The sequence below is a fragment of the Nocardiopsis eucommiae genome, assembly GCF_965344335.1.
Taxonomy (GTDB): domain Bacteria; phylum Actinomycetota; class Actinomycetes; order Streptosporangiales; family Streptosporangiaceae; genus Nocardiopsis; species Nocardiopsis eucommiae.
This window is the reverse complement of the sequence record NZ_CBDRIY010000003.1, coordinates 119,035-140,117: the sequence shown is the minus strand read 5'-3', so window position 1 is coordinate 140,117 and position 21,083 is coordinate 119,035. Positions and strand designations below refer to the sequence as shown.

Below are 21,083 nucleotides of genomic sequence, written 5' to 3'. Positions count from 1 at the left end.
CCTCAGCGCCTCGTGGTGAAGAACCGCCGTGACCAGCGGCGACTGGGTTCCTCGACCAAGTGGTAGGTGAGCTTGCCCAACAGCACGCTGCCGATCAGTACCGGGACGATGTCCAGCCAGAACGACCCGGTGAAGACGTCCTGCCCGGTGAAGTCGCGCCACAGGTACAGCACGACGAACTGCCACAGGAACACCCCGTAGCTGATCGGCGCGAAGAACACCATGACGGGGTGACGCATCAACCCGTCGAGCCAGGCCCCGTCGGTCCACGTGGCGAGCGCGCGCAGCCGTCGGCGCGGGCCCTCGGGCGCGGGCGGGGCGAGAGCCACCGGCGCGATGACGAAGAACGCGAAACCGATGCTGGTGGTCGACTCGATGACCGACACCCACAGGTTGCCGGGCTCGAAGAACCGGCCCCCGGCGGCGGGCGTGGCCTCCAGGACGTAGAACGTGGCGGCGACCGCCCAGCACAGCCCGGGTGAGGTGCCGACGGTCCGGCAGAACCGGCGGACCGGGCCGTCCGGGCCGCTCTCCCGCCAGGCCCACTCGGAGAGGGTCGCCAGCGCCATCCCGACCGCGAACATGCCCATGCAGCGCGGCAGCCAGGAGTGCATGAGCTCGCGGGGCTCCGGGAAGTACTGCGGGACCAGCGCCAGGTACGACAGCACCGTGATCACGACCAGTCCGCCGATGATCCTGCGCCCGCGCGCGTCCACGGTCGCCCCGCCCCGGGCCCACAGGCCGAGGAAGACCGCGAAGAGCGGGAGGGTGAGGTAGAAGGCCACCTCGACCGACAGGCTCCACATCTGGCCGAGCCCCTCGGGGCCCGGACCGGCCCAGTGCGGGCTGGTGTTGAAGGGGAAGGTGAGGGTGAGCACCTCGGCCCAGTGCCGGACCGAGGTCAGGTGGTCGCCCGCGTACAGCACGAGGGCCACGGCCGCCACCACCCAGTAGGCGGGGAAGACGCGCATGACGCGTCGCCACAGGTAGGCGCGGGTGTTCGGCCCTCGTGTGCCGTCCAGCGCGGCCCGGGCCCAGGGGCGGTACAGCAGCACGCCGGACAGGGCGAAGAACAGCGGCACCGCCATGGCCGAGGCGCTGAGGAGGGCTCCGACGGGCCCGGGGGCCAGGGCGTCACCGGTCTCCGTCGACACGTGGACCACCAGCACCATGAGGCAGGCCAGCCCGCGGACCCCGTCGAGGGCGTGGTGTCGGCCGCTCACCTGCGGCAGCAGGAGCGCGGGGTCGGCGGTGGTGGTTCGGGCGCTGCCGGAGGTGGGGTCCTCGGGCGCGGAGGAGATGGGCGCCATGGGGCCTTCCAGAACGGGAGGGAGCCGAAACGCGTTCTACTAGAACGTGTTATAAAAATTCAGACACGCCCAGGTGACGTCGTTCACTACTGGGCAGTACTCTACCCGGAACTGAACCTAGTTCCAGCTCTTGACTCTCATCCGCCCAGGAGGGCACATGCGCCGTACCGTTGCGGTTGTTCTCATCGCGCTGGGGGTCTTCTGTCTCGCCTTGGCACCCATGATGCGCACGTGGATGTCCAGTTCCCTGATGAAGACTCCACTGGACTACTACAACCCCACCGTCAACGTCGGAGAGATCACCTACTTCAACATCGAGGACGTCGAGCTCGTCGAGGACGCCGACGTGGAGGCGCACTCGACCATCCGGGCCGACGTGGCCTCCAGCACCGACGACGTGGTGGTGTGGGACCAGTTCACGTGGATCAAGGACGCCGAGACCGACTTCGGCATCAGCTCCACGAACCGCCGCGCCGGGCACGACCGCGTCACCGGTGAGCTCGTCGACTGCTGCGACGCCATGATCAACGACGAGGCCGTCCAGCAGTCCGGGCAGGGGTGGAAGTTCCCCTTCTTCACCGAGCAGCGTGACTACGACTTCTTCGAGACCACCGTCCAGGAAGTCGTTCCCATGGAGTTCGAGGGCGTCGAGGAGGTCGACGGCGTCGAGGCCTACAAGTTCGTCCAGACCGTCGAGCCGACCGTCATCGACGAGCGCGAGCTCCCGCGTTCGGTCGCCGGGCTGGAGGGCGACGGCGACGTGGTCGGCGACGAGACCTTCTCCATCGTCCGGACCTACTGGATCGAGCCGGTCAGCGGTTCCCCCATCGACATGAGCGAGGAGCACCACCGCACCGTCGTCGTCGACGGCGAGGAGGTCCTCACCCTGCTCAGCGGTGAGCTCCGGTTCGACGACGCCACCCGCGCCGCCGCGATCGAGAACTCCGAGCAGGCCCGCACCGTCCTGCCGCTGCTGCACACCACGCTGCCCCTCGGCGCGCTGGTGCTCGGCGCCGGGTTCGTCGGCATCGCGGTCGTCCTGCTGGTCACCGGCCGCCGCACCGAGAACCACGGCTGACACCCCCCACGGGAACGCTCACCCCCGACACCCCCCGGCAAGCCGACCCCGCGCCGCCTGACCCCGGCGCCCACGGTCCCGCACCGTGACGGCCGCGCTCGTGGCCGCACCGCAGGCACCACCGGCCGGACCGCCCCTCCCCCCGCGGGCGGTCCGGCCGCCACACTCTTCGCGATCACCAGGAGGGGGCGCGCATGCACCGCACCGCCGCCCTCGTCCGGGCCTGCCGCCCCCGCCAGTGGCTGAAGAACCTGCTGGTGTTCGCCGCGCCGGCCACCGCCGGAGCGCTCGGTGACCCGCGTACCCTGCTGCTCTGCGGGGTCGCCTTCGCCCTCTTCTGCCTGGCCGCCAGCGGCACCTACCTGCTCAACGACGTCCGGGACGCGGCGCGCGACCGCGAGCACCCCCGCAAGCGGTACCGGCCGGTCGCCTCCGGAGACCTCCCGGCCCCGCTCGCGTTGACCGTCGGCGCGCTGTTCGTGACCGTGGCGCCGCTGGCCTCACTGGCCCTGGGGAACGCGCACCTCACCCTGGTACTCGTCGGATACGTCCTGCTCACCCTGGCCTACACCCTCTGGCTCAAGGACGTCGTCGTCTGCGACCTGGTCGCGGTCGCCTCCTGCCACATGCTGCGCGCCATGGCGGGCGGGATCGTGGTCGGAGTGCCGTTGACCTCGTGGTTCGTCATCGTGGTGGCGCTCGCCGCGCTGCTGGTGGTGGTCGGCAAGCGCGAGGCGGAGCTGCGCGTCACGGCCCGCGAGGGGGACACGCCGATCCCCGGTACCGAGGAGGGGAGCACCGCGCACCCCACGCGCACGGCGCTGCTCGGCTACACGCCCGCCTACCTGTCCCACATGCGCGTCATGGCCTCCGGTGCCATGATCGTCACCTACTGCCTCTGGGCCCTGGAACAGGGCGGCGGACCACAGTCCGTGTTCCACGCGGTCAGTATCGTTCCGTTCATCATGTTCGTGCTGCGCTACAACCTTCTCGTGGACCGGGGCGCGGGCGAGGAACCCGAGGAGATCGCACTGCGGGACCGTCCGCTCCAGCTCGCCCTCGTCACCCTCGCCCTCCTGGTCGGACTGGGGATCTACCTGTGAGCCGCCCGACCCTCCTCACCGGCTGGGGCCGCACCGCCCCCACCGCCGCGCACGTGGTGCGCCCCCGCACCGCCGCACAGGCCGCCCGGATGCTCGCCGGGGCCGGGCCGCGCGGCGCCCTCGCCCGGGGGCTGGGCCGGTCCTACGGGGACGCCGCACAGGCCGCGGGCGGGACCGTGCTGGACTGCTCCGAACTCACCGGACCGCCGCACCTGGACACGGAGCGGCGGGAGCTCACCGCGCCCGCCGGGACCAGCATGGGGCGGATCATCGCGCACCTGCTGGGCCGCGGGTACTTCGTCCCCGTCACACCCGGGACCCGGCACGTCACCCTCGGCGGGGCGATCGCGGCCGACGTGCACGGCAAGAACCACCACGCGGACTCCTCCCTGGGTGCGCACGTGCGCTCCCTGACCCTGCTCACCCCCACAGGGGAGGCGCACCGCCTCGGTCCCGACGGCCCGGACCCGGACCTGTTCTGGGCCACCGTCGGGGGGATGGGCCTGACCGGGGTGATCACCGAGGCGACCCTCGGCGTGCACCCGGTGGAGACCGCCTACGCCCGGGTGGACACCGACCGCACCCCGGACCTCGACTCCACCCTGGACCTCATGGCGCGCTCCGACCACGCCTACCGGTACACGGTGTGCTGGGTGGACCTCCTGGCCCGGGACGGTTCCCTCGGGCGCGGCGTGCTGACCCGCGCCCACCACGCCCTCCGCGCCGACCTGCCCGCGCCGCAGCGCCGCGACCCCCTCCGGCACCGGACCGGGACCCCGCTGGCGGCACCGCCCTGGGCGCCGCCGAGGCTCCTCAACCGGTGGACGGTGGGCGCCTTCAACGCCGCCTACCACCGCGCCGCGCCTCTGCGGGAGCGGGGCCGGGCCCAACCGCTCGGCGGGTTCTTCCACCCCCTGGACGCGGTGGAGGGCTGGAACCGGATGTACGGGCCGCGCGGGTTCGTGCAGTACCAGTTCGTCGTGCCCTTCGGGGAGGAGGACACCCTGCGCGCCGTGGCGGAGGGCCTGTCCCGTGCGGGCGCGCCGTCGTTCCTGGCCGTCCTCAAACGGATGGGCGCACCCACCCCCGGGCCGCTCTCGTTCCCCCGTCCCGGCTGGACCCTGGCCCTGGACCTGCCCGCCGAACTCCCCGGACTCGCGCGCCTGCTGGACGGGTTCGACGAGCGCGTCCTCGCGGCGGGCGGGCGCGTGTACCTGGCCAAGGACAGCCGGGCCCGGCCGGACACCGTGCACGCCATGTATCCCGACCTCCCCGCGTGGCGGGCCACCCGCGCCCGCGTGGATCCGGACGGCGTGCTCGTCTCGGACCTGGCCCGCCGCCTGCGACTCGTCTGACCACTCAGCGCCCGAAGCGCCAACCGTCCCCGGAAGGACCCGCCCATGCGTGACTCGCTGGGAAGCGTACGTACCGTCCTGCTGCTCGGCGGCCGCAGCGAGATCGGCCTCGCCGTCGTGGAACGGCTGGTCCGCGAAGGGGCCAGCGAGGTGGTGCTGGCCGCCCGTGGCGGGGTGGCCGAGCCACCGGAGGTGTTCGGTTCGCTGGGCGCCACCGCGCACTCCCTGGAGTTCGACGCCGAGGCCCCCGACACCCACGTCGGCACGGTGGCCGCCGCCGTGGAGCTGGTGGGGGACCTGGACGTGGTGGTGGACGCCTTCGGGGTGCTGGGCGACCAGTCGGCGTACGAGGCGGACCCGCTCTCCGCCGCCCGTGCGGGCGCGGTGAACTACACCGGGCACGTCAGCGTGGGCCTGGCCGTCGCCGCCCGGCTGCGCGAGCAGGGCCACGGGACCCTCGTGGTGCTCTCGTCGGTGGCCGGGGTCCGGGTGCGTCGGGCCAACTTCGTGTACGGCTCCGCCAAGGCGGGGCTCGACGGTTTCGCCCAGGGGCTGGCCGACGCCCTGCACGGTTCCGGTGCCCGGGTCCTGGTGGTGCGGCCGGGCTACGTGGCCACCCGGATGTCGCGGCACGTGGACCCGGCGCCCTTCCCTGCCACACCGGCCCAGGTGGCGGAGTCGGTGTCGCGGGGCCTGCGCGGAAGCGCCGCCACGGTGTGGGCTCCGCGCGTGCTCCGGCCGCTGTTCACTGGCCTGCGGCTGGTGCCCCGCCCCCTCTGGCGCCGCCTCAGCCGTTAGCGGGCGGCGGAGCGCGGACCGGGGCGGTCAGTCGGTTCCGGCCCGGCGTCCCAGGTAGGCCGCGACGATCCGGCGCAGCTCCGCGCCGTCCTCGGCCGGGTCGAACTCCTCGTCGTCACTGATCAGGTACCCGGCGTCGGTCAGCGCGACGATCCAGCGCGCCGCGCGTCGGGGGTCGACGGCGGACTCGAAGACACCCGACTCCCGTCCCGCCGCGACGATCTCCGCGAGGGTGGCCCGGGTGCTCTCGTCCTTGGCCACGACCGTGGCGCCGAACTCCGCGTCGCGCTGGGCCAGCTGGATCATGGCCGCGGCCAGGCCGGGGGCGATCGGGTCGCCCAGGTCCGCCGTGAGGAGGTCGAGGACCCCGTCCAGCGCCCGCGCGGGGTCGGTGCGGTCGATCCGTTCCAGACCCGTCGTGACCGTGTCGAGGTCGTCCGTGACGATCGCCAGGAACATGGTGCGCTTGTCCGGGAAGTAGTGGAACAGGGTGCCCGAACCCACGCCGGCCCGTGTGCAGACCGCCGCCGTGGTGGCGCCGTCGTACCCCCGTTCGGCGAACACCTCGGCCGCCGCACCGAGGATCGCGGCCCGGCGCGCCGCGTGCTTCTCGGGATTGACCGTCCGCATGAGCGACTTCTCCGTTCGTCGGGGGCGTCTGGTCCCTGGCACAGTTAAGCGCCTTATTGTTGTAGTGCCTACTCTATTAATGCCGTACGCTGACCGCATGGACAGTTCACGAGGGCCGGTGGCGGCCCGGGGGCGGGCGCTCGGACCGGACCTGGCCCGGGGCGTGATGCTGCTGTGCATCGCGCTGGCCAACTCCCACTACTTCCTGCGCGGGGACGCCCACCTCGGCGGGTTCCCGCTCGACGGCGGCTCCGTGGACCGCGCGGTCTCCTGGGCGATCGCGACCTTCGTGGACGGGCGCGCCTTCCCGATGTTCGGCCTGCTCTTCGGGTACGGCGTCGCCCTCCTGGTCGGCCGCGCCACGACCGGCGACCGGCCCGCCGCCCGCAGGCTGCTGTGGCGGCGGGCGGCCGTCCTGGTCGTCGTCGGTGTGGTGGACGGTTTCCTGTTCTACGCGGGGGACATCCTCGCGATGTACGGCGTCCTGCTGCTGGTCGGCTCCGTCGCAGTGTTCTGGCGCGACCGCTGGCTCCTGGCCGTGGCCGCCCTGTTCCTCCTGCTCACGTCACTGCCGGACGCCGGTGTGTTCGGCGCCGAAGGGCCGGACCCAGTGCTCCTGCCGCCCGACCCGGTCGCCATGCTCACCGATCGCGCGGCGGCGGTGGCACTGGTGTCGCTGATCGGGCCGATCGGCTTCGCGGCACCCTTCCTGGTCGGCCTGTGGGCCGGGCGGCGCCGGATGCTGGAGCGGGAGGGGCGGCACCGGTGGCTCCTCGTCGCCACGGCCGTGGTGGGCCCGGTGGTCGCCGTCCTGGGCGCGCAGCCGCTGGCGCTGGCCGTCGCGGGCGTGGTCCCGGTGCCCCCGGAGTCGGACCAGGCGGTTCTGGGAGCCCTCCACGGGGCGAGCGGGGTCGCGGGCGGGTTCGGCTACGCGGCGCTCATCGCGCTGGTGGCGCTGCGGATCGAGCGCCGACCGGACCCGGGCCCGGTGGTGACCGCCCTGGCCTCGGCGGGCCAGCGCTCCATGACCTGCTACCTCGCACAGTCACCGGTGTGGGCCGTGGTGTTCACCCCGTTCCTCCTCGACCTGTCCGGCACCCTCACCGTGACGTCGACCGCCCTGCTGGCCACCGGGGTCTGGCTGGCCACCGTCGTCCTGTCCGACCGGATGCGCCGAGCCGGACGACGGGGGCCGTTCGAGACCCTGGTGCGACGGATGACCTACGGTCCCGCTCCGGGGGCTGCACCGAAGGTCGGCCAGGAACACGGCTCCTAGGCGCCGGAGCGGGGTCCGCCGCTGAGGTCGGGGCGGGTGCTGGGAAGGAACATCGCGGGCACCATCGCGGCGGCGGTCAGGCCGGTCATCCACCCGAAGGTGGCCTGGAAGGCGGTCTCGGGCCGCACGGTGTCGGCGAGCAGGGACGCCAGCAACAGCGCCAGGGCGGCGGTGCCGACGGCGGCGCCCAGCCGCTGGGTGACGTTCAGGGCGCTGCTCGCCCGGGGCACCCGGTCCGAGGGCAGGCCCCGATACGCGGTGGCCAGCATCGGCACCATCGCCGCCCCCAGACCCAGCCCCCGGACGAACATCGCGGCGGCCAACAGGGCGGGGGAGGTGTCCGGCCCGGCGAGGACGAACGGCGCGGTGGCGGCCGCACCCACGAACAGCCCGCCCACCACCAGGTAGCGCGGCCCGACGCTGTCCGTGACCGGTCCCATGAACAGGTTCACCAGGGCCACCCCGGCGGCCATCGGCGCCATGAGCAGACCGGCGGTCATCGCGGAGGTGCCCTGCACCTGCTGGAAGAAGAGCGGCAGCAGGAACATGCCCGCCCACACGCAGATCCCGAACACGAACATGAGCAGCGCGCCCAGCCGGAACAGCAGGTTCCGGAACAGGCGGAGGTCGATCACGGGCGGCGGGCCGCCCGGACGCTCACGCAGGGCGTGCACCACGAAACCGACGATGAGCACCAGCCCCGCGCCGACGAACAACGGGGCCAGCGCCGAGCTCCCCAGCACGGACAGCCCGTACAGCAGGGTCGCGATGCCGGGGGAGAGCAGGAGCAGCCCCACCACGTCCAGCCGTTCGGTGGCGCGGGGGTTCCCCCTGGGCACCCCGCGCACGGCGAGGGCGATCGCGAGCAGGATGAACGGAACGGAGATCACGAAGATCCACCGCCACCCCAGCGTGTCCAGCACGATCCCGCCCAGCACCGGGCCGAGCGCGGGCGCCAGCTGGATGGGCACGCTGATCAGCCCGATCGCGCGGCCGAGGCGCTGGGGCCCGGCGGCCTGCACGAGGATCGTCATGACGAGCGGCAGGACCATGCCGCTGCCCAGACCGGTGAACACCCGGAAGACGATCAGACTCTCGATGGACCAGGCGACGGAGCACAGCAGCGACCCGACCCCGAAGAGCACGAGAGCGGTGATCCACGTGGCCCGTTGGCCGTAGCGGTCGATCGCCCAGCCGGTCACCGGGATCACGGCGGCGGTGGAGAACAGGTAGGCGCTGGCCACCCACTGCGCGGTGGAGACCGGGGCGTCCAGCGCGCGGGAGAGATGGTCCACCGCCACGTTGACGATCGTGGTGTCCAACAGGGCGGCCATCGAACCGACCAACAGGACGGCGGCCAGCTTCACCAGTGGCCGGTCGAGCCGATGCGACACCGGGGCGCCGTCGGAGGGGAGCTCGGGGTGCGAGGGGGACCGTGCGGGGCCGGCGGACACAGCAGAGGAGGAACGAGGGTCGTGCTTCGCCATGGTAGGTAAACTACACGGTGCAGTTTCGCGGGGAAACAGGGTTCTCCCCGGCAGGCGCGGACACGAGGGCAGAGGGCGAGAGATGACCGACACGTGCGGGGACGGGCGGGAGCGCCGGTCGGCGGTCAAACGCGAGGCCATCACGGAGGCCGCGCTGCGCGTCTTCCTCAGGGAGGGCTACGCGCGGGCCAGCGTCGACGCCATCGCCGCCGACGCGGGCGTGTCCAAGCGCACCATCTACAACCACTTCGAGGACAAGCAGCGGCTGTTCCTCACGATCGTCACCCAGAGCAGCGCCACCCTGGCCGCCGACCACGCCGAGGCCACCGCACGCCACCTGGCGTCGGCCACCGACGCACGGACGGCGCTGGTGGGGTTCGAGGACGAGTGGCTGTCACCGCTGGGGCGCAGGGCCGACCACACGGCTCTGGTGCGACTGCTGATCGGGGAGGCCACCCACTTTCCCGAGGCGGCGCGCGCCTGGTCCGACAGCGGCTCGGAGCGGGTGGTGGGGGCCCTGGCCGCGCACCTGCGCGGCCTGGCCGACCGGGGTCTGCTGGAGATCACCGAGGGAGGAGAGGAGGCCGCCGCCGGGCACTACCTGGCCCTGGTGCGCGGCCCCGCCAACAGCCGGTCGTTCTTCGGCGCGTTGCCGCTGACGGACGGGGAACGGATCGCGACGGTCCGCTCCGGGGTGGACGCCTTCCTGCGCATCCACGGTCCCGGCCGGGGCCGGTAGGGATGGGAGCCGAGACCCCGCACCCCACCGGCCCGGCGGGGATCAGCGCTCGGAGGCCTCGGACACCGCGCTCGTGGGCTCGGGTGTCGCGGAGGACGTGGCCTCGGCCGTGACGGAAGCGGAGTCCTCGGGCGTGACGGAACCGGAGTCCTCGGCCGTGCGCGGAGCCGGCGCGACGGACTGGCCTGGGGCGGGGACCTTCGCGCCGGTCGCGGCCACGTCCCGGGTCAGCATGTCGTGGGGGACCGGGCAGCCCTTCGGGAAGGTACCGATGCGGTCCGGCTCGTAGCCGTCGGGGTAGCTGCGGATGTTGGGGCTCATCCGGGCCCAGCGGGGCTCCTGGCGCGGCTTCATCCGCCGCACGACCCTCGCGCGCAGCCGCAGGGCGAGGTCGCCGCCCCTGCGCCAGAACGCCGAGGGCTCCGGGTAGTCGAAGGCCTTGATCAGCGGCGGGTCCAGCAGGGCCTTGGTGAAGGGGCGCACCAGCGGACGCTGCCAGGCCGGGTAGAAGTCCACCATCAGACCGAGCGTGGCGTCCGAGACCGCGCGGCCGCCCTCGGTGAAGGCGAAGTGCTCCTCCTCGTAGGAGTCCATCAGCTCGCGGAACTCGGCGTAGGTCTCGGGGATGTCCTTGATTCCCATGTGCTTGCCGAGCTTGCGGTAGTAGTTCGTGCTCGCCGCGATCTCGTGGTCGCTCAGGCGGCGCCAGCCGTACCCGTAGTCGTTCAGCCAGCGCACCGGCATGACCACGAAGGTGCTCAGCACGTACCGGTAGTCGTCGTTGGTGATGTCGTACGACCGGTGCATCTGGTTCATCCGGCGCAGCGCGTCCCGCCCGCGACCGGGGCCGAAGCCGTGCTCCATGATGTCGTTGAGGATGAGCGCCGTGTCGTCGTAGCGGTGCTGGGTGCGCTCGGTGAACTCGCGGGTGCCTCCGAGCAGCTCACCGATGGACGGGACCGCGTAGGTCCGGTACAGGGCCAGCCCCAGGGCCTGTTCCAGGTCCCAGGGGAACTCCAGGGTCCCCAGGATCCGGACGATCCGCTCGCAGTCGGCCTCCGCGTCCAGGCCGCGGATCTCGTCTCGCCAATGGAAACGCTGCATGGAACTCCACCTTCGTCCTGGACCGCCCGGGACGTGTGTCCCGGTCTCCTCCGAACGCCCGCCGTCGAGGGCGCCGCGCCGCCCCGCACTTTACCTGGAACCTACACGTGTACAAGGGAAGGGGGATTCACCGCGCCGCGCGACACGCGGAGAGGGGCGGCTGGGGGAGGTGTGTCGCACCACCTCCAGCCGCCCCTCGTCGGACCGGCCGTGGCGGCCGTGACCGGGACCGATCAGGCCGCGACCTGCTCCGACACCCGGTTCATGAGTGTCAGCAGCACCTGCTTCGCGGACTCGCGCTCACGCGCGTCGCAGAGCGTCACCGGGATGTCCGGGTTCAGGCTCAGTGCCTCACGCACCTCGTCCGCCTCGTACTGGTGCGCCCCGTCGAAGCAGTTCACGGCGACCACGAACGGGACCCCGCGCTGCTCGAAGAAGTCCACCGCGGCGAAACAGGTCTCCAGACGGCGGGTGTCCGCGATCACGACCGCGCCCAGGGCGCCCTCGGACAGCTCCTCCCACATGAACCAGAAGCGTTCCTGGCCCGGTGTGCCGAACAGGTACAGCACCAGAGAGGGGCTGATGGTGATGCGGCCGAAGTCCAGCGCCACCGTGGTGGTGGTCTTGGACTCCACACCGGAGAGGTCGTCGATGCCGTAACTGGCCTCGGTCATCACCTCCTCGGTGCTCAGGGGAGCGATCTCACTGACCGCGCCGACCAGGGTGGTCTTCCCGGCGCCGAAGCCCCCGGCGACCAGGATCTTGAGTGCCGAGGGGACGGGGGCCTCGGGGCCCGGGTCAGAGTCTCTGGATGCCATCGAGAACCGCCTGGAGTACGTCCCGGCTCACCGGGCTCTTAGCTGTGTAGGGGGCGCGGGCCAGGGCAAGCCCGCGGTTGAGCAGGTCACTGAGCAGGACCTTGACGACGGCCACGGGGATGTCCAGGTGCGCCGACACCTCGGCCACCGACAGGGGACGGCGGCACAGCTCCAGGATGCGGAGCTGCTCCGGTTCGAGGGCCATCTCGTCGACCTCGGCCCTCTTGGCCGCGATCACCACACTGATCATGTCCAGCTGGACGGCGTCGGCGTGGTCGCGTCCCTGCGCGATCACGTACGGCCGGACCAGCGGCCCCGCCTCCTCGCCCTCGGGAGCGTCCGCGTCGAACCCTCCGACGGCGTCGCGTTGCGGCAGACCGTGCGGGGACTCACCAGGATCGAACTCGTCGTGTGCTTGCATACGAACCCCTATCGCGTGGCTTCCCCGGACGCCTCGGCCGCGCCCTCGTGACGGGGAGCGGAGTCGAGGTAGCGGCCCACCTGCTCGACCAGGACGTTCATCTCGTAGGCGATGAGACCGACGTCCGCGCTCTCCTCGGCCAGGACGGCCAGGCAGGCGCCGCGACCCGCGCCGGTGACGAAGAGGTAGGCGCTCTCCATCTCCACGACGGTCTGGAGGACCTCGCCGCCGCCGAAGTGGCGTCCGGTGCCGCGAGCCAGGCTCTGGAACGCGGAGGCGACCGCGGACAGGTGCTCGGCGTCCTCCTTGACCAGTTCCTGCGAGCGGCCGATCAGCAGGCCGTCAGCGGAGAGGACGATCGCGTGGCGCGAACCCACGGCGCGGTCGAGCAACTCGTCCAGGAGCCAGTCGATGTCCTTCTTGCCCGCGGCGCTTCCGCTGCCGCGCTCAGCGCTTTCGGTACTCGTCACGGTTACGCGTCCTTGTCGGTGTCGTTGGTGTTCTGCTTGCTCTCGCGTCGTCCACGGTCGGTTCCCTGCTGGAACGCGGACATGTTGCGACGCAGGCGCGCCAGCCGTTCGGTGCCTTCCCGGGGGGACTCGGCGGAGGCGGACCGGCCGAAGGTTCCGGACTCGGCGGCGTCCGTCGCCAGCTGCGGCGCCAGGTTCTCCTGGGGGCGCCGCTTGGGCAGCGCGGGACGGCCGCCGCCGGCCTCGACGGTCTCGGGCTCCTCTGTGGGCTCGGGGGTCTCGGGAGCGGTGGGCTCCTTCGCGGGGGACGCCTTGGCGGCGTCCGGAACCGCGCTGATTCGGGTCTGGCGGCTGGGCAGGACGGGACGGGACTCGTCCTCCGTGACCGGTGCGCTGAGCAGGTCGCTCTCCGAGGACTCGGGGACGTCGGAGGACGCCTCCGGCTCCCGCGTGTCCGGGGACGTGGAGACCGAGGTCAGCACGGGCTTGCCGGGCCGCGCGGACCGGCTCGCCTCCAGGGCGACCTCCGGCGTGCGGTCGACGATCTCGCGCACCTCCCAGATGTCGCCGGGCTCCTCCGCAGCGGGAAGCGGCGTGCGGTCACCGGAGATCAGGTCCTGTGGGAGCAGCACGATCGCCTGGACGCCACCGTAGGGCGACGGGCGCAGGTGCACCTTGATCCCGTGGCGGTGCGCCAGGTGCGAGACCACGAAGAGGCCGAGGCGCATCTTCTGGTTGAGTCGCATGACGTCGAACTCGGGCGGGTCGGCCAGCAGGGCGTTGGTCGAGGTGAACTCGGCCTCCGTCATGCCCAGACCTCGGTCCTCGATCTCGATCGTCACACCGTTGGGAACGTCGTCACTGCTGAGACGCACCTGGGTGTGCGGAGGCGAGAACATGGCCGCGTTGTCCACCAGCTCCGCGACCAGGTGGATGACGTCCGCGACGGCGGGGCCGTTGAGGTTCACCCGGGCGATGCGCTCACGCTTGACCCGCGTGTAGTCGCCGGACTCGGAGATGGCACCGCGCAGGACGTCGATCAGCGGCATCGGCCGGTGCCAGGTACGGCCCGGGGCCTCGCCGCCGAGGATCAGCAGGTTCTCGGCGTTGCGGCGGGAACGGGTGGCCAGGTGGTCCAGCTTGAACAGCTGGGCGAGCTGGTCCGGGTCCTCCTGCTCGCGCTCCATCTTGTCCAGGAGACGGAGCTGGCGGTGCACCAGCGTCTGGCTGCGGTGGGCGATGTTGAGGAAGACGCGGTTGACGCCGTGGCGCAGCTCCGTCTGCTGGACGGCCTCCTCGACGGCGGCCCGCTGGGCGGAGTTGAACGCCTTGGCCACGTCACCGATCTCGTCCTCCTCGGTCCGCAGCTCGGGCAGGGAGGTCGCGGCGTCCACCCGCTCGCCCCGGTGCAGGCGGTCCATGATCTCGGGCAGCTTGTGCTCGGCCAGGTCCTGGGACTCCTCGCGCAGGGTGAGCAGACGCGAGGTGAGGTTCTGGGAGGACCGGCGGGCCAGGGTGAAGGCGATGAGGAGGACGGCCGCGACGCCGAGGCTGCCGCTGACGGCGAGGATCACGGCGCCGTGCGCGTCGTCGCGGGTCACCTCGGCGGCGTACAGCGACTCCTGCGCGCCCAGGTCGGTGAGCTCGGTGAGGACGTGCTCGTACGCCGCGTCCCACTCGGCCTGGGAGACCGGCATGGAGAGGTCGTCGACCGTCTCCGGGAGCAGGGTGACGGGGTCGGTGACCGTGGTGCTCTCCACCTGCCGGTCCGTGATCCGGTCGGAGAGCTCGGTGAGGGTGGCGTACTCGGGGCTCTCCCGGACCGCCTCGTACCGCTCCAGGAGGCCGTCGCCCTCGAGATAGGGGGCGTTGGCGTCCAGGAGCGCCTCGAAGGCACCCATCATCCTGGTGAACTCGCGCTGGTCCTCGACGGTGAGCTCACCGGTGGCGAAGGCGCGGGCGAGCTGGGCGTCGGCCCGGGCGCCCATGTCCACGGTGCGGAAGAGGTAGATGGCGGTGAAACCGGGGCTGACCGCGTTCCCCTCGTTGCCCTCACGGCCCTGGCTGTCGAAGCTGTCGGCTCCGTGCAGGATGAGCTCGTTGTAGAAGTCCAGGACGTCGGCGCGGGTGGCGTCACCCTCGTCGACCGACGTACGGACGCCGCCGATCTCCTGGAACATGTCGTACAGCATCTCGATGTGCATGCCGCCCTCGCCGGGGGCGAGGTCCGCGAAGCCCATGAGGTCGTCCAGGACGACGCCCAGGGACTCGTCGGTGGCCTGGCGGCTCTGCTCCAGCCGCTGTGCCAGCTCGGCGTCGTCGGGGTCCTCGATGTAGGCGATGGTGGCGGAGCGCTCGGACATGGCGGAGACGAGGCCGACGGCGGCGGGGGTGACGAGGTCGTCGGTGGCCTTCGACCGGATCAGCTGGTAGACGGCGTCGCCGCCGAGGACGATGGTGAGGATCAACCACAGTGCGAACAGCGCGGTGGTGGGGATCATGACCATGGCGCGAATACGGGCGGCGATGGTCCGCCCACGTTTCTTCGGTACTGCCTGCACGGTTCTCCTGTCGATCCGCGTCAAAGTCTTCTCAGGCACTGTCGGAGCCGAGCGGTCGCCTGGCCGCTTCCTGCGGGCCGGCGCGCGCGGACCTCCCGACGTGTGGTCCGCGCTCGTCCCTCCAGGGGGTCGGGGCTCGCCGGAGAGTCACCACATGCGGGGGTTTTCGGCGTTGGGGATCGTATCTCGCCCGAGAAACGGCGGATTATCCGGGTGGTGCAGGCAGTCTGCCATGAAGTAGTGAATTGTTCACACAAGGCCAGGTATGACGTCTGCGAACCACCACGTGGGGAGCCGCGCGCCCGCCGTGGGACCAACGTCACAGGGGGTTTCGGCGGTGACGGGGAGGCGTGAGCCCGGGCCCGGAGAGGGACACCCGCCGAGTGATCTCACGGTTCCCTCCCCACACACGCGCGGCCCGTACTAGCCTGGCGCACCGGGTCACGAGCAAGGGGAACGCACACGCCATGGGCCAACCGTTCGGCGGAGGTCAGGCCGCCATCGATGTGGCGGTCGCCGCCATACCGCTGTTGATGGTCACCGCATCCGCCCTCTACCTGCGTGGACAGCACCAGAGGTACGGGCGCCTGGTGGGCTGGCCCGGACGACTCACCCTCGCCGCCCTCCTCGCCGGGCTGGGTCTGGCCGCCTACGCCGTCTGGCCCCTGCCCGCCTCCGCCGACGGACTGTGCGCCGTCGAACCCGCGCCCGCGCCGTCCCTGACCGTGCGCGACGCCGCCCTGGCCCTGGGCGTCTTCCTCCCGGTCGGCCTGCTGGCCCGCTCCCGGTTCCGCCGGGGGGTGCTCACCACCGTCGCCCTCGGCGCCGCGCTGGCCCTCGCCGTGGTGGTGGTCCGCGCCACCGGGGTGCTCGGCCTGTACCCCTGCGCCTACGACGCGGTCGCGTTCGAGGCCGCGGGGGTCGGCGTCGCCGGGACCCTCCTGGGCTGGCTGCTCGCCCGCTGGGTGCCGACGGTGTGGCCGTACGGGCCGCACCGCTCCTGGCCCTCCGCCGTCCCCGACCGGGTCGCACCCGACCTCGGTCGGCGGATGCTCGGAATCCTCGTCGACCTGGGGCTGTGGTGGTTCGGCTCGGCCACGGTCGTCGCCCTGGCCGCCGCCTACGGGACGTTCGGTCCCGGCACGCGGGAGCAGCTCCTCACCGCGACCCTCCTGGGCCTGGCCGCTCTCCTCGGGCTGGTCCTGCCCCTGCTCCGCCGCGACCGGTGCACCCCGGGCGCGGCCGCGGTCCGGCTGGCCCTCACCGAGTGGCACCGACCCCGCCCGGCTTCACGGCTGCGGGTCCTGGCCCGCACCGGGCTGCTGTACGCGCCGGTCACCGTGCTGATCGCCCTCGGCCTGCCCTGGTTCTCCCTCGCGGTCCTCGCGCTGCACGCCAGCACCGCCGTGGTCCGCCCTGACGGCGCGGGCCTGGCCGACCTCGTCTGCCGCGTGCGGGTCCGCACCCGGTCCAGCCTCAACGGCGACCTGCCGCGACGCCTCGTCCGCTACGCCCCACCACGGGAGGACGCCCCCGTCCCGGTGTGAGGACTACTGCTCCCACCAGTGCAGATAGCCCAGGAAGCCGCCGGTGAGCACCAGCACCAGACCGAGCCCCCCGAACATCGCGCGCACCCAGTGGCTCAACCACGGCGCCGAGACGATCCGGGCCCGCTCGGGGACGTCCGGGTCGTAGGACACGGTCACGATCTCCCCGGCACGGGAGGCCATCCACCCGGTGTTCTCGTGCTCGGCGTGGACCTCCCTGCCGTCCTCGGTCTGGAACTGCACGATCATCCGGGAGGCCACCGACGTCTCGTGGTAGCCGATCACCCTCCCCTTGGCACGCACGCCGTTGCGCACCAGCAGCAGCTCGGTACGGGTGTCGCGGGTGACCATCCACAACAGGACGGCACCGACGATCACGGGCAGCAGAGGATACAGATCGGCCATGGCTGGGGGATTCCTCTCCGGAGTTCTTCTTCGGGTGTCAGCGCGGGGAGGCGGAGGAGCCGATGAGTCCGTCGGCCAGATGCGCCAGGGTGGTGTGGATCTCCTCGACGGGACGCTCCGGCTGGAGCGTACGCCAGTCGAGGGCCACCGTCACCACCATGCCGAACAGCGCCGACCCCGCGAGGGGCGTGTCCAGGTCCGGTCGGGCCAGGCCGCGTTCCACCATGGCGTCCAGCTGCTCGGTGATGACCCCGATCGCCTCGGTGCGGATCTGCCGGACGGTCGCGTACCAGGCCCGGTTCGTACGCCAGGCCTCCGCCATCAGCAGCCGAGCCATCGCCTCGTGGGTGCTGATGAAGACCACGCCCGCACGCAGCACCGTGGCCAGCGCCTCCCGGGGTTCGAGCTGCTCAACCGGGTCGGGGACCGAGCTCCGGAGGGTCTCGGCCAGCCGGGTGACGCCCCACTCCATCAGGGCCGCGTACAGCTCGTCCTTGCCCCCGAAGTTGTAGTAGACGGTGCCCTTCGCGACACCGGCCCGCTCCGCGATCTCGTCCACCGTGGTGGCCCCGTACCCCTGCTCGGAGATCAGCGTGACCGCCGCCTCGAACAGCTTCTGCCGGGTCGCCTCACGGCGCCCGCCGCGGGGCCTGTCTGCGGTGTTCATCGGATTCCTATCTATTGGGGCCTCCGCCTCGCTTCGGCCGGTGTTCCCCTGGTGGTGGGGGTGTGGGGGTGGGGCTCGTGGTTGTGGTTGGGGTTCAGACGTGTTTGTTTGGGGCCTCCGCTTCGCTTCGGCCCGTGTTCGGGCGCCCAAGGAGCCAGGGACTTCTTCATCCTCGTCTGTGCCTGGCTCGTTCCTCGCTGGCGGCTTGACTCGTCTTGCAGAACCCTGGCGGCGCCCGAACGAGCACCCCCCCCTGTGGCGGAGGTGTGCGGGCGGGACTCATGGCTGTGGCTGGCGGCCCGGCTCCTCCCGAGCCCCCGGCGCCCGAACAAGCACCCCCTTGTGGTCAAGCTTCGCAGGTGGCCACTTGGTCGGGCCCGGGCGTCAGATCTTCAGGGCGGGATAGAGCGTGGACATCGTCCACACCCGCTTGCTGTCGACCGCCCTCCAGGTGAGCAGGAGGGGAACCACCAGCCACAGGCCCATCACACCGAACGCCTGGGCGACCAGCATCATGTCGCCGCCGCCGATCAGGTGCCGCATGGCGGTCACCCCCCAGTGCAGGGGCAGGTACGGGCCGATCGCCTGGAAGAACGTCGGGCTCGTCTCGATCGGGTAGGTGCCGCCCGCCGACGTCAGCTGGAGGACCAGCAGCGCGAGGGCCACCACCCGGCCCGCCGCGTTGAACCTCACGTTCAGGTACTGGACCGTCGTGGTGAAGGCGGCCGAGGTGAGCGCCAGGAAGGCGAGCATCAGCGCCCAGTTCTGCGACTGCAACCCCAGCCCCAGGTGCAGGACGGTCATCATGACCGCCACCTGCGCCCAGCCGAGCAGCAGCGGCACGACGCGACCGGACAGCGCCACCCGCCAGGACGGTGCCGAGGAGGCCAGGGCCCGCGTGGACAGCGCGGGCAGCACCATGAACACCACCATGGCGCCCACCCACAGGGACAGGGGCACGAAGAACGGCGCGAACCCGGTGCCGTAGTTGGGTGCCTCGTTGTCCACCTCGCTGTCCAGCCGGACCGGCTCGCTCATCATGTCGGCGGCGCTGACCCGGCCGTCGTCGGAGTAGGTGGGGATCTCGCCCGCGCCGTCGGACAGCCCCTCCGCGAGCTCGTCCGTGCCCGAGGCCAGGTCGCCCAGCCCCTCGTGGAGGTCTCCGGCGCCGCCGCTGAGCTCGCCCAGTCCGCTGTCCAGCTCCCCGGCTCCCGAGGAGGCCTCGGAGAGGCCGTCGCGGAGCGTACGGGACCCCTCGGCCAGGGCCTCCAGACCCTCGGCGAGCTCGTCGGCCCTGGCCCGCGCGTCCTTGGCGTCCTCGACCATGGTGGGCAGGTCCTCGGAGAGGGTCGCGGCCTTCTCACTGAGCGCGGCGGCCTCGGCGGCGGTCGCGTTGATGTCCTCGCGGTTGTCGTTGACGTAACCGGCCACCGACAGGGCGGTGTCCATGGCCCCCTGGAGGTCGGTCAGCAGCGCGTGCAGGTCGGGCTGCTCCTGCTCCAGCTCCGGGTGGTCCCGGAGGTAGGTGGACAGACGTCCGTCGACCTCGTTCAGGGCGGTGACGTCGATCTCCTGAGGCAGGTCCTCCAGGGCCTCGGACACTCCGGCGGAGACCTTGGCGGCCTCACCCGCGCGCTTCTGGATGTCGGGGATGTCCTCCTCAAGCTGCGGCAGCCACTCGTCGGCCAGGTCGTCGAGCTTGTCGACCTGGTCGGAGACCTGTGTGGACGCGGAGTTCGCACCGGAGGCGAGGGACTTGGAGCCCTCGTGGAGTTCCCCGATGCCGCCGCTGAGAGTGCCCGCGCCCTCGTGGGCGCGGTCGATGCCCTCGGAGAGCTCGCCGGACCCGCTCTCGGCGTCCCCGGCTCCGGTGGCGATCTGCCCGGCGCCGTCGGCCGCCTCCTCGGTCTTGCCGTGGATCTCGTTGAAGCCCAGGAAGATCTGGTCGAGGTAGTCGCTGATGGCCGAGGAGGCCGCGGCCGAGCGGATCTCGTTGAAGGCGCTGCCAGCCAGCTGGCGTACGACGTAGCTGTTGGAGTCGTTGTAGTTGGCGATCAACAGCGCGGGGACCGGGTCCTCGCGGTCCCGGGAGGGCGAGGTGAGGGCCTCGCTGAAGTAGGTGGGGATGGTCAGGGTGACGTAGTACGTGCCGTCGTCCAGGCCCTGGGCGGCGTCGTCGGCGTCGACCAGGCGCCAGTCGAGGTCGCCCCGGTCGAGGAGGGTGTCCGCGAGTTCGTCACCCGCGTTGACCTCCTCGTCATCGACCTCGGCGCCCACGTCCTCGTTCACCAGGGCGACCGGGAGGTTCTCCATCCGGTCGAAGGGGTCCCAGAACGACCACAGGTACATGCCGGAGTACAGCAGGGGGATGAGCATGAGCGCGGCGAGCGCGGCGGTCGGGAGCGGCGACCGCAGGAAGGACCGCATGGTGAGCAGCCCCAGCCGGGGGACGGACATGAACCGGTAGACCGGCGCGTCCCCGGCGCTTCCCTTCCTTCGGTCACGCGAGCCCACGGTGTCCGCCTCCCTTCCGGGCGGGCCCGTCCTCGGGCGGCGGTTCCGTCTCGTCTCCCTCGTAGAGCAGTTCGTCGATCCCGATCACTTCCTCGGCCGGTTCCCCTCCGGTGTTCGTGTCGCCCTGCCTGATCCGGAGGGGGCCCTGGGTGTCGGGCCCGGCCACGGAGTCGAACTCCTGGGCGTCGGCGCAGGTCGCGATGACGGTCAGTCCCTCGTCGGTGAGGTTCCGCAGGGTCCGCCACATGTCGGCCTGGTGTTCGCGGCTGAGCCCGCCGTCCACGTTGTCCACCACGAGCAGACGCGGTTCGTAGACCAGCGCGAGGGCGACGCCGAGACGGCGCCGCTCCAGCATGGAGAGTTCCTTGATCATGGTCCGGCGGTCCAGGTCGGCCAGGTCCGCCGCCTCCATCGCCTGGTCGGTCACGGACCGCGCGGCGGGGCGCATACGCAGCAGGCGGGCCTCGGAGAGGTGCTCGCTCACCCGGAGACGGTCGTCGAGGGCGTTGACGTCGTCCATCAGCCCGAGCGAGCTGATCCGGCGTACCCTCCGTGCCTGCTTGGGCAGCGCGTACCCGTCGACGTGCAGGCTGCCCCCGGTGGGCCGCATCCGGCCGGACAGGGTGAGCAGCAGTGCGCTGCGCCCGCCTCCGGAATCGGCCTGGAAGACGGTGAGCGTTCCCGGCCGGGCGGTGAGGTCGACCCCCGTGTAGACGGGGCCCTCTCGGGTGGTGAGTGACACGCCCTCGGCGTGCACTCGAGCTCCGGTGGCCCGACGCATTCTTGCGACCTCCCCATTT

General features: G+C 71.8%; 19 protein-coding genes. 7 read left to right on the top strand and 12 right to left on the bottom strand.

Translation table 11 applies throughout. The features are described 5' to 3' along the window. Positions 1-2: 2 nt before the first annotated feature. A complete protein-coding gene (locus ACRWK8_RS03200; RefSeq protein WP_431868207.1) occupies positions 3-1,310 on the bottom strand; it encodes an acyltransferase family protein in 1,308 nt (435 codons plus the stop codon). Positions 1,311-1,467: 157 nt separating this feature from the next. On the opposite strand from ACRWK8_RS03200, the gene pgfA reads away from it, so the two are divergent. The 4 genes from pgfA to dprE2 all read left to right on the top strand — a co-directional run bounded on the left by pgfA (position 1,468) and on the right by dprE2 (position 5,644). After that, the gene (gene pgfA / locus ACRWK8_RS03195) at positions 1,468-2,388 is read left to right on the top strand and encodes a cell envelope lipid trafficking protein PgfA (RefSeq protein WP_431868205.1); all 921 of its coding nucleotides are present in this window, start codon (positions 1,468-1,470) and stop codon (positions 2,386-2,388) included. A 194-nt stretch (positions 2,389-2,582) separates the two neighbouring features. Further along, complete coding sequence (locus ACRWK8_RS03190; protein ID WP_431868203.1) at positions 2,583-3,491, top strand: decaprenyl-phosphate phosphoribosyltransferase; 909 nt, start codon at positions 2,583-2,585, stop codon at positions 3,489-3,491. Beyond that, entirely contained in the window at positions 3,488-4,846 is a 1,359-nt protein-coding gene (gene dprE1 / locus ACRWK8_RS03185; protein WP_431868201.1) for an FAD-binding oxidoreductase, read from the top strand. Before ACRWK8_RS03190 ends, dprE1 begins: the two co-directional genes overlap by 4 nt. A 45-nt stretch (positions 4,847-4,891) precedes the next feature. Beyond that, positions 4,892-5,644, top strand: a complete 753-nt coding sequence (dprE2, locus tag ACRWK8_RS03180; protein WP_378740738.1) for a decaprenylphospho-beta-D-erythro-pentofuranosid-2-ulose 2-reductase — start codon at positions 4,892-4,894, stop codon at positions 5,642-5,644. A 27-nt stretch (positions 5,645-5,671) separates the two neighbouring features. On the opposite strand, the gene ACRWK8_RS03175 is transcribed toward dprE2, so the two are convergent. Then, positions 5,672-6,274, bottom strand: a complete 603-nt coding sequence (locus ACRWK8_RS03175; RefSeq protein WP_431868199.1) for a TetR/AcrR family transcriptional regulator — start codon at positions 6,272-6,274, stop codon at positions 5,672-5,674. 97 nt (positions 6,275-6,371) lie between these two features. On the opposite strand from ACRWK8_RS03175, the gene ACRWK8_RS03170 reads away from it, so the two are divergent. Then, complete coding sequence (locus ACRWK8_RS03170; RefSeq protein WP_431868197.1) at positions 6,372-7,550, top strand: DUF418 domain-containing protein; 1,179 nt, start codon at positions 6,372-6,374, stop codon at positions 7,548-7,550. On the opposite strand, the gene ACRWK8_RS03165 is transcribed toward ACRWK8_RS03170, so the two are convergent. After that, positions 7,547-9,037, bottom strand: a complete 1,491-nt coding sequence (locus ACRWK8_RS03165; protein ID WP_378740732.1) for a DHA2 family efflux MFS transporter permease subunit — start codon at positions 9,035-9,037, stop codon at positions 7,547-7,549. The two genes, ACRWK8_RS03170 and ACRWK8_RS03165, sit on opposite strands and share 4 nt — an antisense overlap. Before the next feature lie 82 nt (positions 9,038-9,119). Between ACRWK8_RS03165 and ACRWK8_RS03160 the strand changes: the two genes are divergently transcribed. Then, positions 9,120-9,776 (top strand): TetR/AcrR family transcriptional regulator, encoded by a 657-nt coding sequence (locus ACRWK8_RS03160; RefSeq protein WP_378740729.1) that lies wholly within the window; start codon positions 9,120-9,122, stop codon positions 9,774-9,776. Positions 9,777-9,818: 42 nt separating this feature from the next. Here ACRWK8_RS03160 and ACRWK8_RS03155 read toward each other — a convergent pair whose 3' ends face one another. The 5 genes from ACRWK8_RS03155 to ACRWK8_RS03135 all read right to left on the bottom strand — a co-directional run bounded on the left by ACRWK8_RS03155 (position 9,819) and on the right by ACRWK8_RS03135 (position 15,150). Beyond that, positions 9,819-10,880, bottom strand: a complete 1,062-nt coding sequence (locus tag ACRWK8_RS03155; RefSeq protein ID WP_378740727.1) for an oxygenase MpaB family protein — start codon at positions 10,878-10,880, stop codon at positions 9,819-9,821. A 233-nt stretch (positions 10,881-11,113) separates the two neighbouring features. After that, a complete protein-coding gene (locus ACRWK8_RS03150) occupies positions 11,114-11,698 on the bottom strand; it encodes a GTP-binding protein (RefSeq protein WP_431868194.1) in 585 nt (194 codons plus the stop codon). After that, positions 11,679-12,119 (bottom strand): DUF742 domain-containing protein, encoded by a 441-nt coding sequence (locus ACRWK8_RS03145; protein WP_431868192.1) that lies wholly within the window; start codon positions 12,117-12,119, stop codon positions 11,679-11,681. Before ACRWK8_RS03145 ends, ACRWK8_RS03150 begins: the two co-directional genes overlap by 20 nt. A gap of 8 nt (positions 12,120-12,127) precedes the next feature. Then, positions 12,128-12,589 (bottom strand): roadblock/LC7 domain-containing protein, encoded by a 462-nt coding sequence (locus ACRWK8_RS03140; RefSeq protein ID WP_378740719.1) that lies wholly within the window; start codon positions 12,587-12,589, stop codon positions 12,128-12,130. 2 nt (positions 12,590-12,591) lie between these two features. Next, positions 12,592-15,150: a sensor histidine kinase gene (locus ACRWK8_RS03135; protein ID WP_431868189.1), complete on the bottom strand. Its 2,559-nt coding sequence runs from the start codon at positions 15,148-15,150 to the stop codon at positions 12,592-12,594. A gap of 467 nt (positions 15,151-15,617) precedes the next feature. On the opposite strand from ACRWK8_RS03135, the gene ACRWK8_RS03130 reads away from it, so the two are divergent. Continuing rightward, positions 15,618-16,697, top strand: coding sequence for an antibiotic resistance protein VanZ (locus ACRWK8_RS03130; protein ID WP_431868187.1), 1,080 nt, complete (start codon positions 15,618-15,620; stop codon positions 16,695-16,697). Between the two features lie 3 nt (positions 16,698-16,700). Here ACRWK8_RS03130 and ACRWK8_RS03125 read toward each other — a convergent pair whose 3' ends face one another. The 4 genes from ACRWK8_RS03125 to ACRWK8_RS03110 all read right to left on the bottom strand — a co-directional run bounded on the left by ACRWK8_RS03125 (position 16,701) and on the right by ACRWK8_RS03110 (position 21,064). After that, complete coding sequence (locus ACRWK8_RS03125; protein ID WP_378740711.1) at positions 16,701-17,102, bottom strand: DUF3592 domain-containing protein; 402 nt, start codon at positions 17,100-17,102, stop codon at positions 16,701-16,703. Positions 17,103-17,139: 37 nt separating this feature from the next. Then, the gene (locus ACRWK8_RS03120) at positions 17,140-17,769 is read right to left on the bottom strand and encodes a TetR/AcrR family transcriptional regulator (RefSeq protein WP_431868185.1); all 630 of its coding nucleotides are present in this window, start codon (positions 17,767-17,769) and stop codon (positions 17,140-17,142) included. A 384-nt stretch (positions 17,770-18,153) separates the two neighbouring features. Beyond that, positions 18,154-20,226, bottom strand: a complete 2,073-nt coding sequence (locus ACRWK8_RS03115) for a YhgE/Pip family protein (RefSeq protein ID WP_431868280.1) — start codon at positions 20,224-20,226, stop codon at positions 18,154-18,156. 43 nt (positions 20,227-20,269) lie between these two features. Beyond that, positions 20,270-21,064 carry an ATP-binding cassette domain-containing protein gene (locus ACRWK8_RS03110; RefSeq protein WP_431868183.1) on the bottom strand — a complete coding sequence of 265 codons (795 nt, stop codon included), beginning with the start codon at positions 21,062-21,064 and terminating at the stop codon, positions 20,270-20,272. Positions 21,065-21,083 lie beyond the last annotated feature (19 nt).

Excerpts from the sequence above, each read along its gene's own strand:
- ACRWK8_RS03170 (WP_431868197.1), top strand. The coding sequence starts at position 6,372 with ATGGACAGTTCACGAGGGCCGGTGGCGGCCCGGGGGCGGGCGCTCGGA.
- ACRWK8_RS03190 (WP_431868203.1), top strand. The coding sequence starts at position 2,583 with ATGCACCGCACCGCCGCCCTCGTCCGGGCCTGCCGCCCCCGCCAGTGG.
- ACRWK8_RS03115 (WP_431868280.1), bottom strand. The coding sequence starts at position 20,226 with ATGTCCGTCCCCCGGCTGGGGCTGCTCACCATGCGGTCCTTCCTGCGG.
- ACRWK8_RS03150 (WP_431868194.1), bottom strand. The coding sequence starts at position 11,698 with ATGGCATCCAGAGACTCTGACCCGGGCCCCGAGGCCCCCGTCCCCTCG.
- ACRWK8_RS03160 (WP_378740729.1), top strand. The coding sequence starts at position 9,120 with ATGACCGACACGTGCGGGGACGGGCGGGAGCGCCGGTCGGCGGTCAAA.
- ACRWK8_RS03130 (WP_431868187.1), top strand. The coding sequence starts at position 15,618 with ATGGGCCAACCGTTCGGCGGAGGTCAGGCCGCCATCGATGTGGCGGTC.
- ACRWK8_RS03175 (WP_431868199.1), bottom strand. The coding sequence starts at position 6,274 with ATGCGGACGGTCAATCCCGAGAAGCACGCGGCGCGCCGGGCCGCGATC.
- ACRWK8_RS03155 (WP_378740727.1), bottom strand. The coding sequence starts at position 10,880 with ATGCAGCGTTTCCATTGGCGAGACGAGATCCGCGGCCTGGACGCGGAG.
- ACRWK8_RS03120 (WP_431868185.1), bottom strand. The coding sequence starts at position 17,769 with ATGAACACCGCAGACAGGCCCCGCGGCGGGCGCCGTGAGGCGACCCGG.
- ACRWK8_RS03145 (WP_431868192.1), bottom strand. The coding sequence starts at position 12,119 with ATGCAAGCACACGACGAGTTCGATCCTGGTGAGTCCCCGCACGGTCTG.
- dprE2 (WP_378740738.1), top strand. The coding sequence starts at position 4,892 with ATGCGTGACTCGCTGGGAAGCGTACGTACCGTCCTGCTGCTCGGCGGC.
- ACRWK8_RS03200 (WP_431868207.1), bottom strand. The coding sequence starts at position 1,310 with ATGGCGCCCATCTCCTCCGCGCCCGAGGACCCCACCTCCGGCAGCGCC.
- ACRWK8_RS03125 (WP_378740711.1), bottom strand. The coding sequence starts at position 17,102 with ATGGCCGATCTGTATCCTCTGCTGCCCGTGATCGTCGGTGCCGTCCTG.
- pgfA (WP_431868205.1), top strand. The coding sequence starts at position 1,468 with ATGCGCCGTACCGTTGCGGTTGTTCTCATCGCGCTGGGGGTCTTCTGT.
- ACRWK8_RS03110 (WP_431868183.1), bottom strand. The coding sequence starts at position 21,064 with ATGCGTCGGGCCACCGGAGCTCGAGTGCACGCCGAGGGCGTGTCACTC.
- ACRWK8_RS03165 (WP_378740732.1), bottom strand. The coding sequence starts at position 9,037 with ATGGCGAAGCACGACCCTCGTTCCTCCTCTGCTGTGTCCGCCGGCCCC.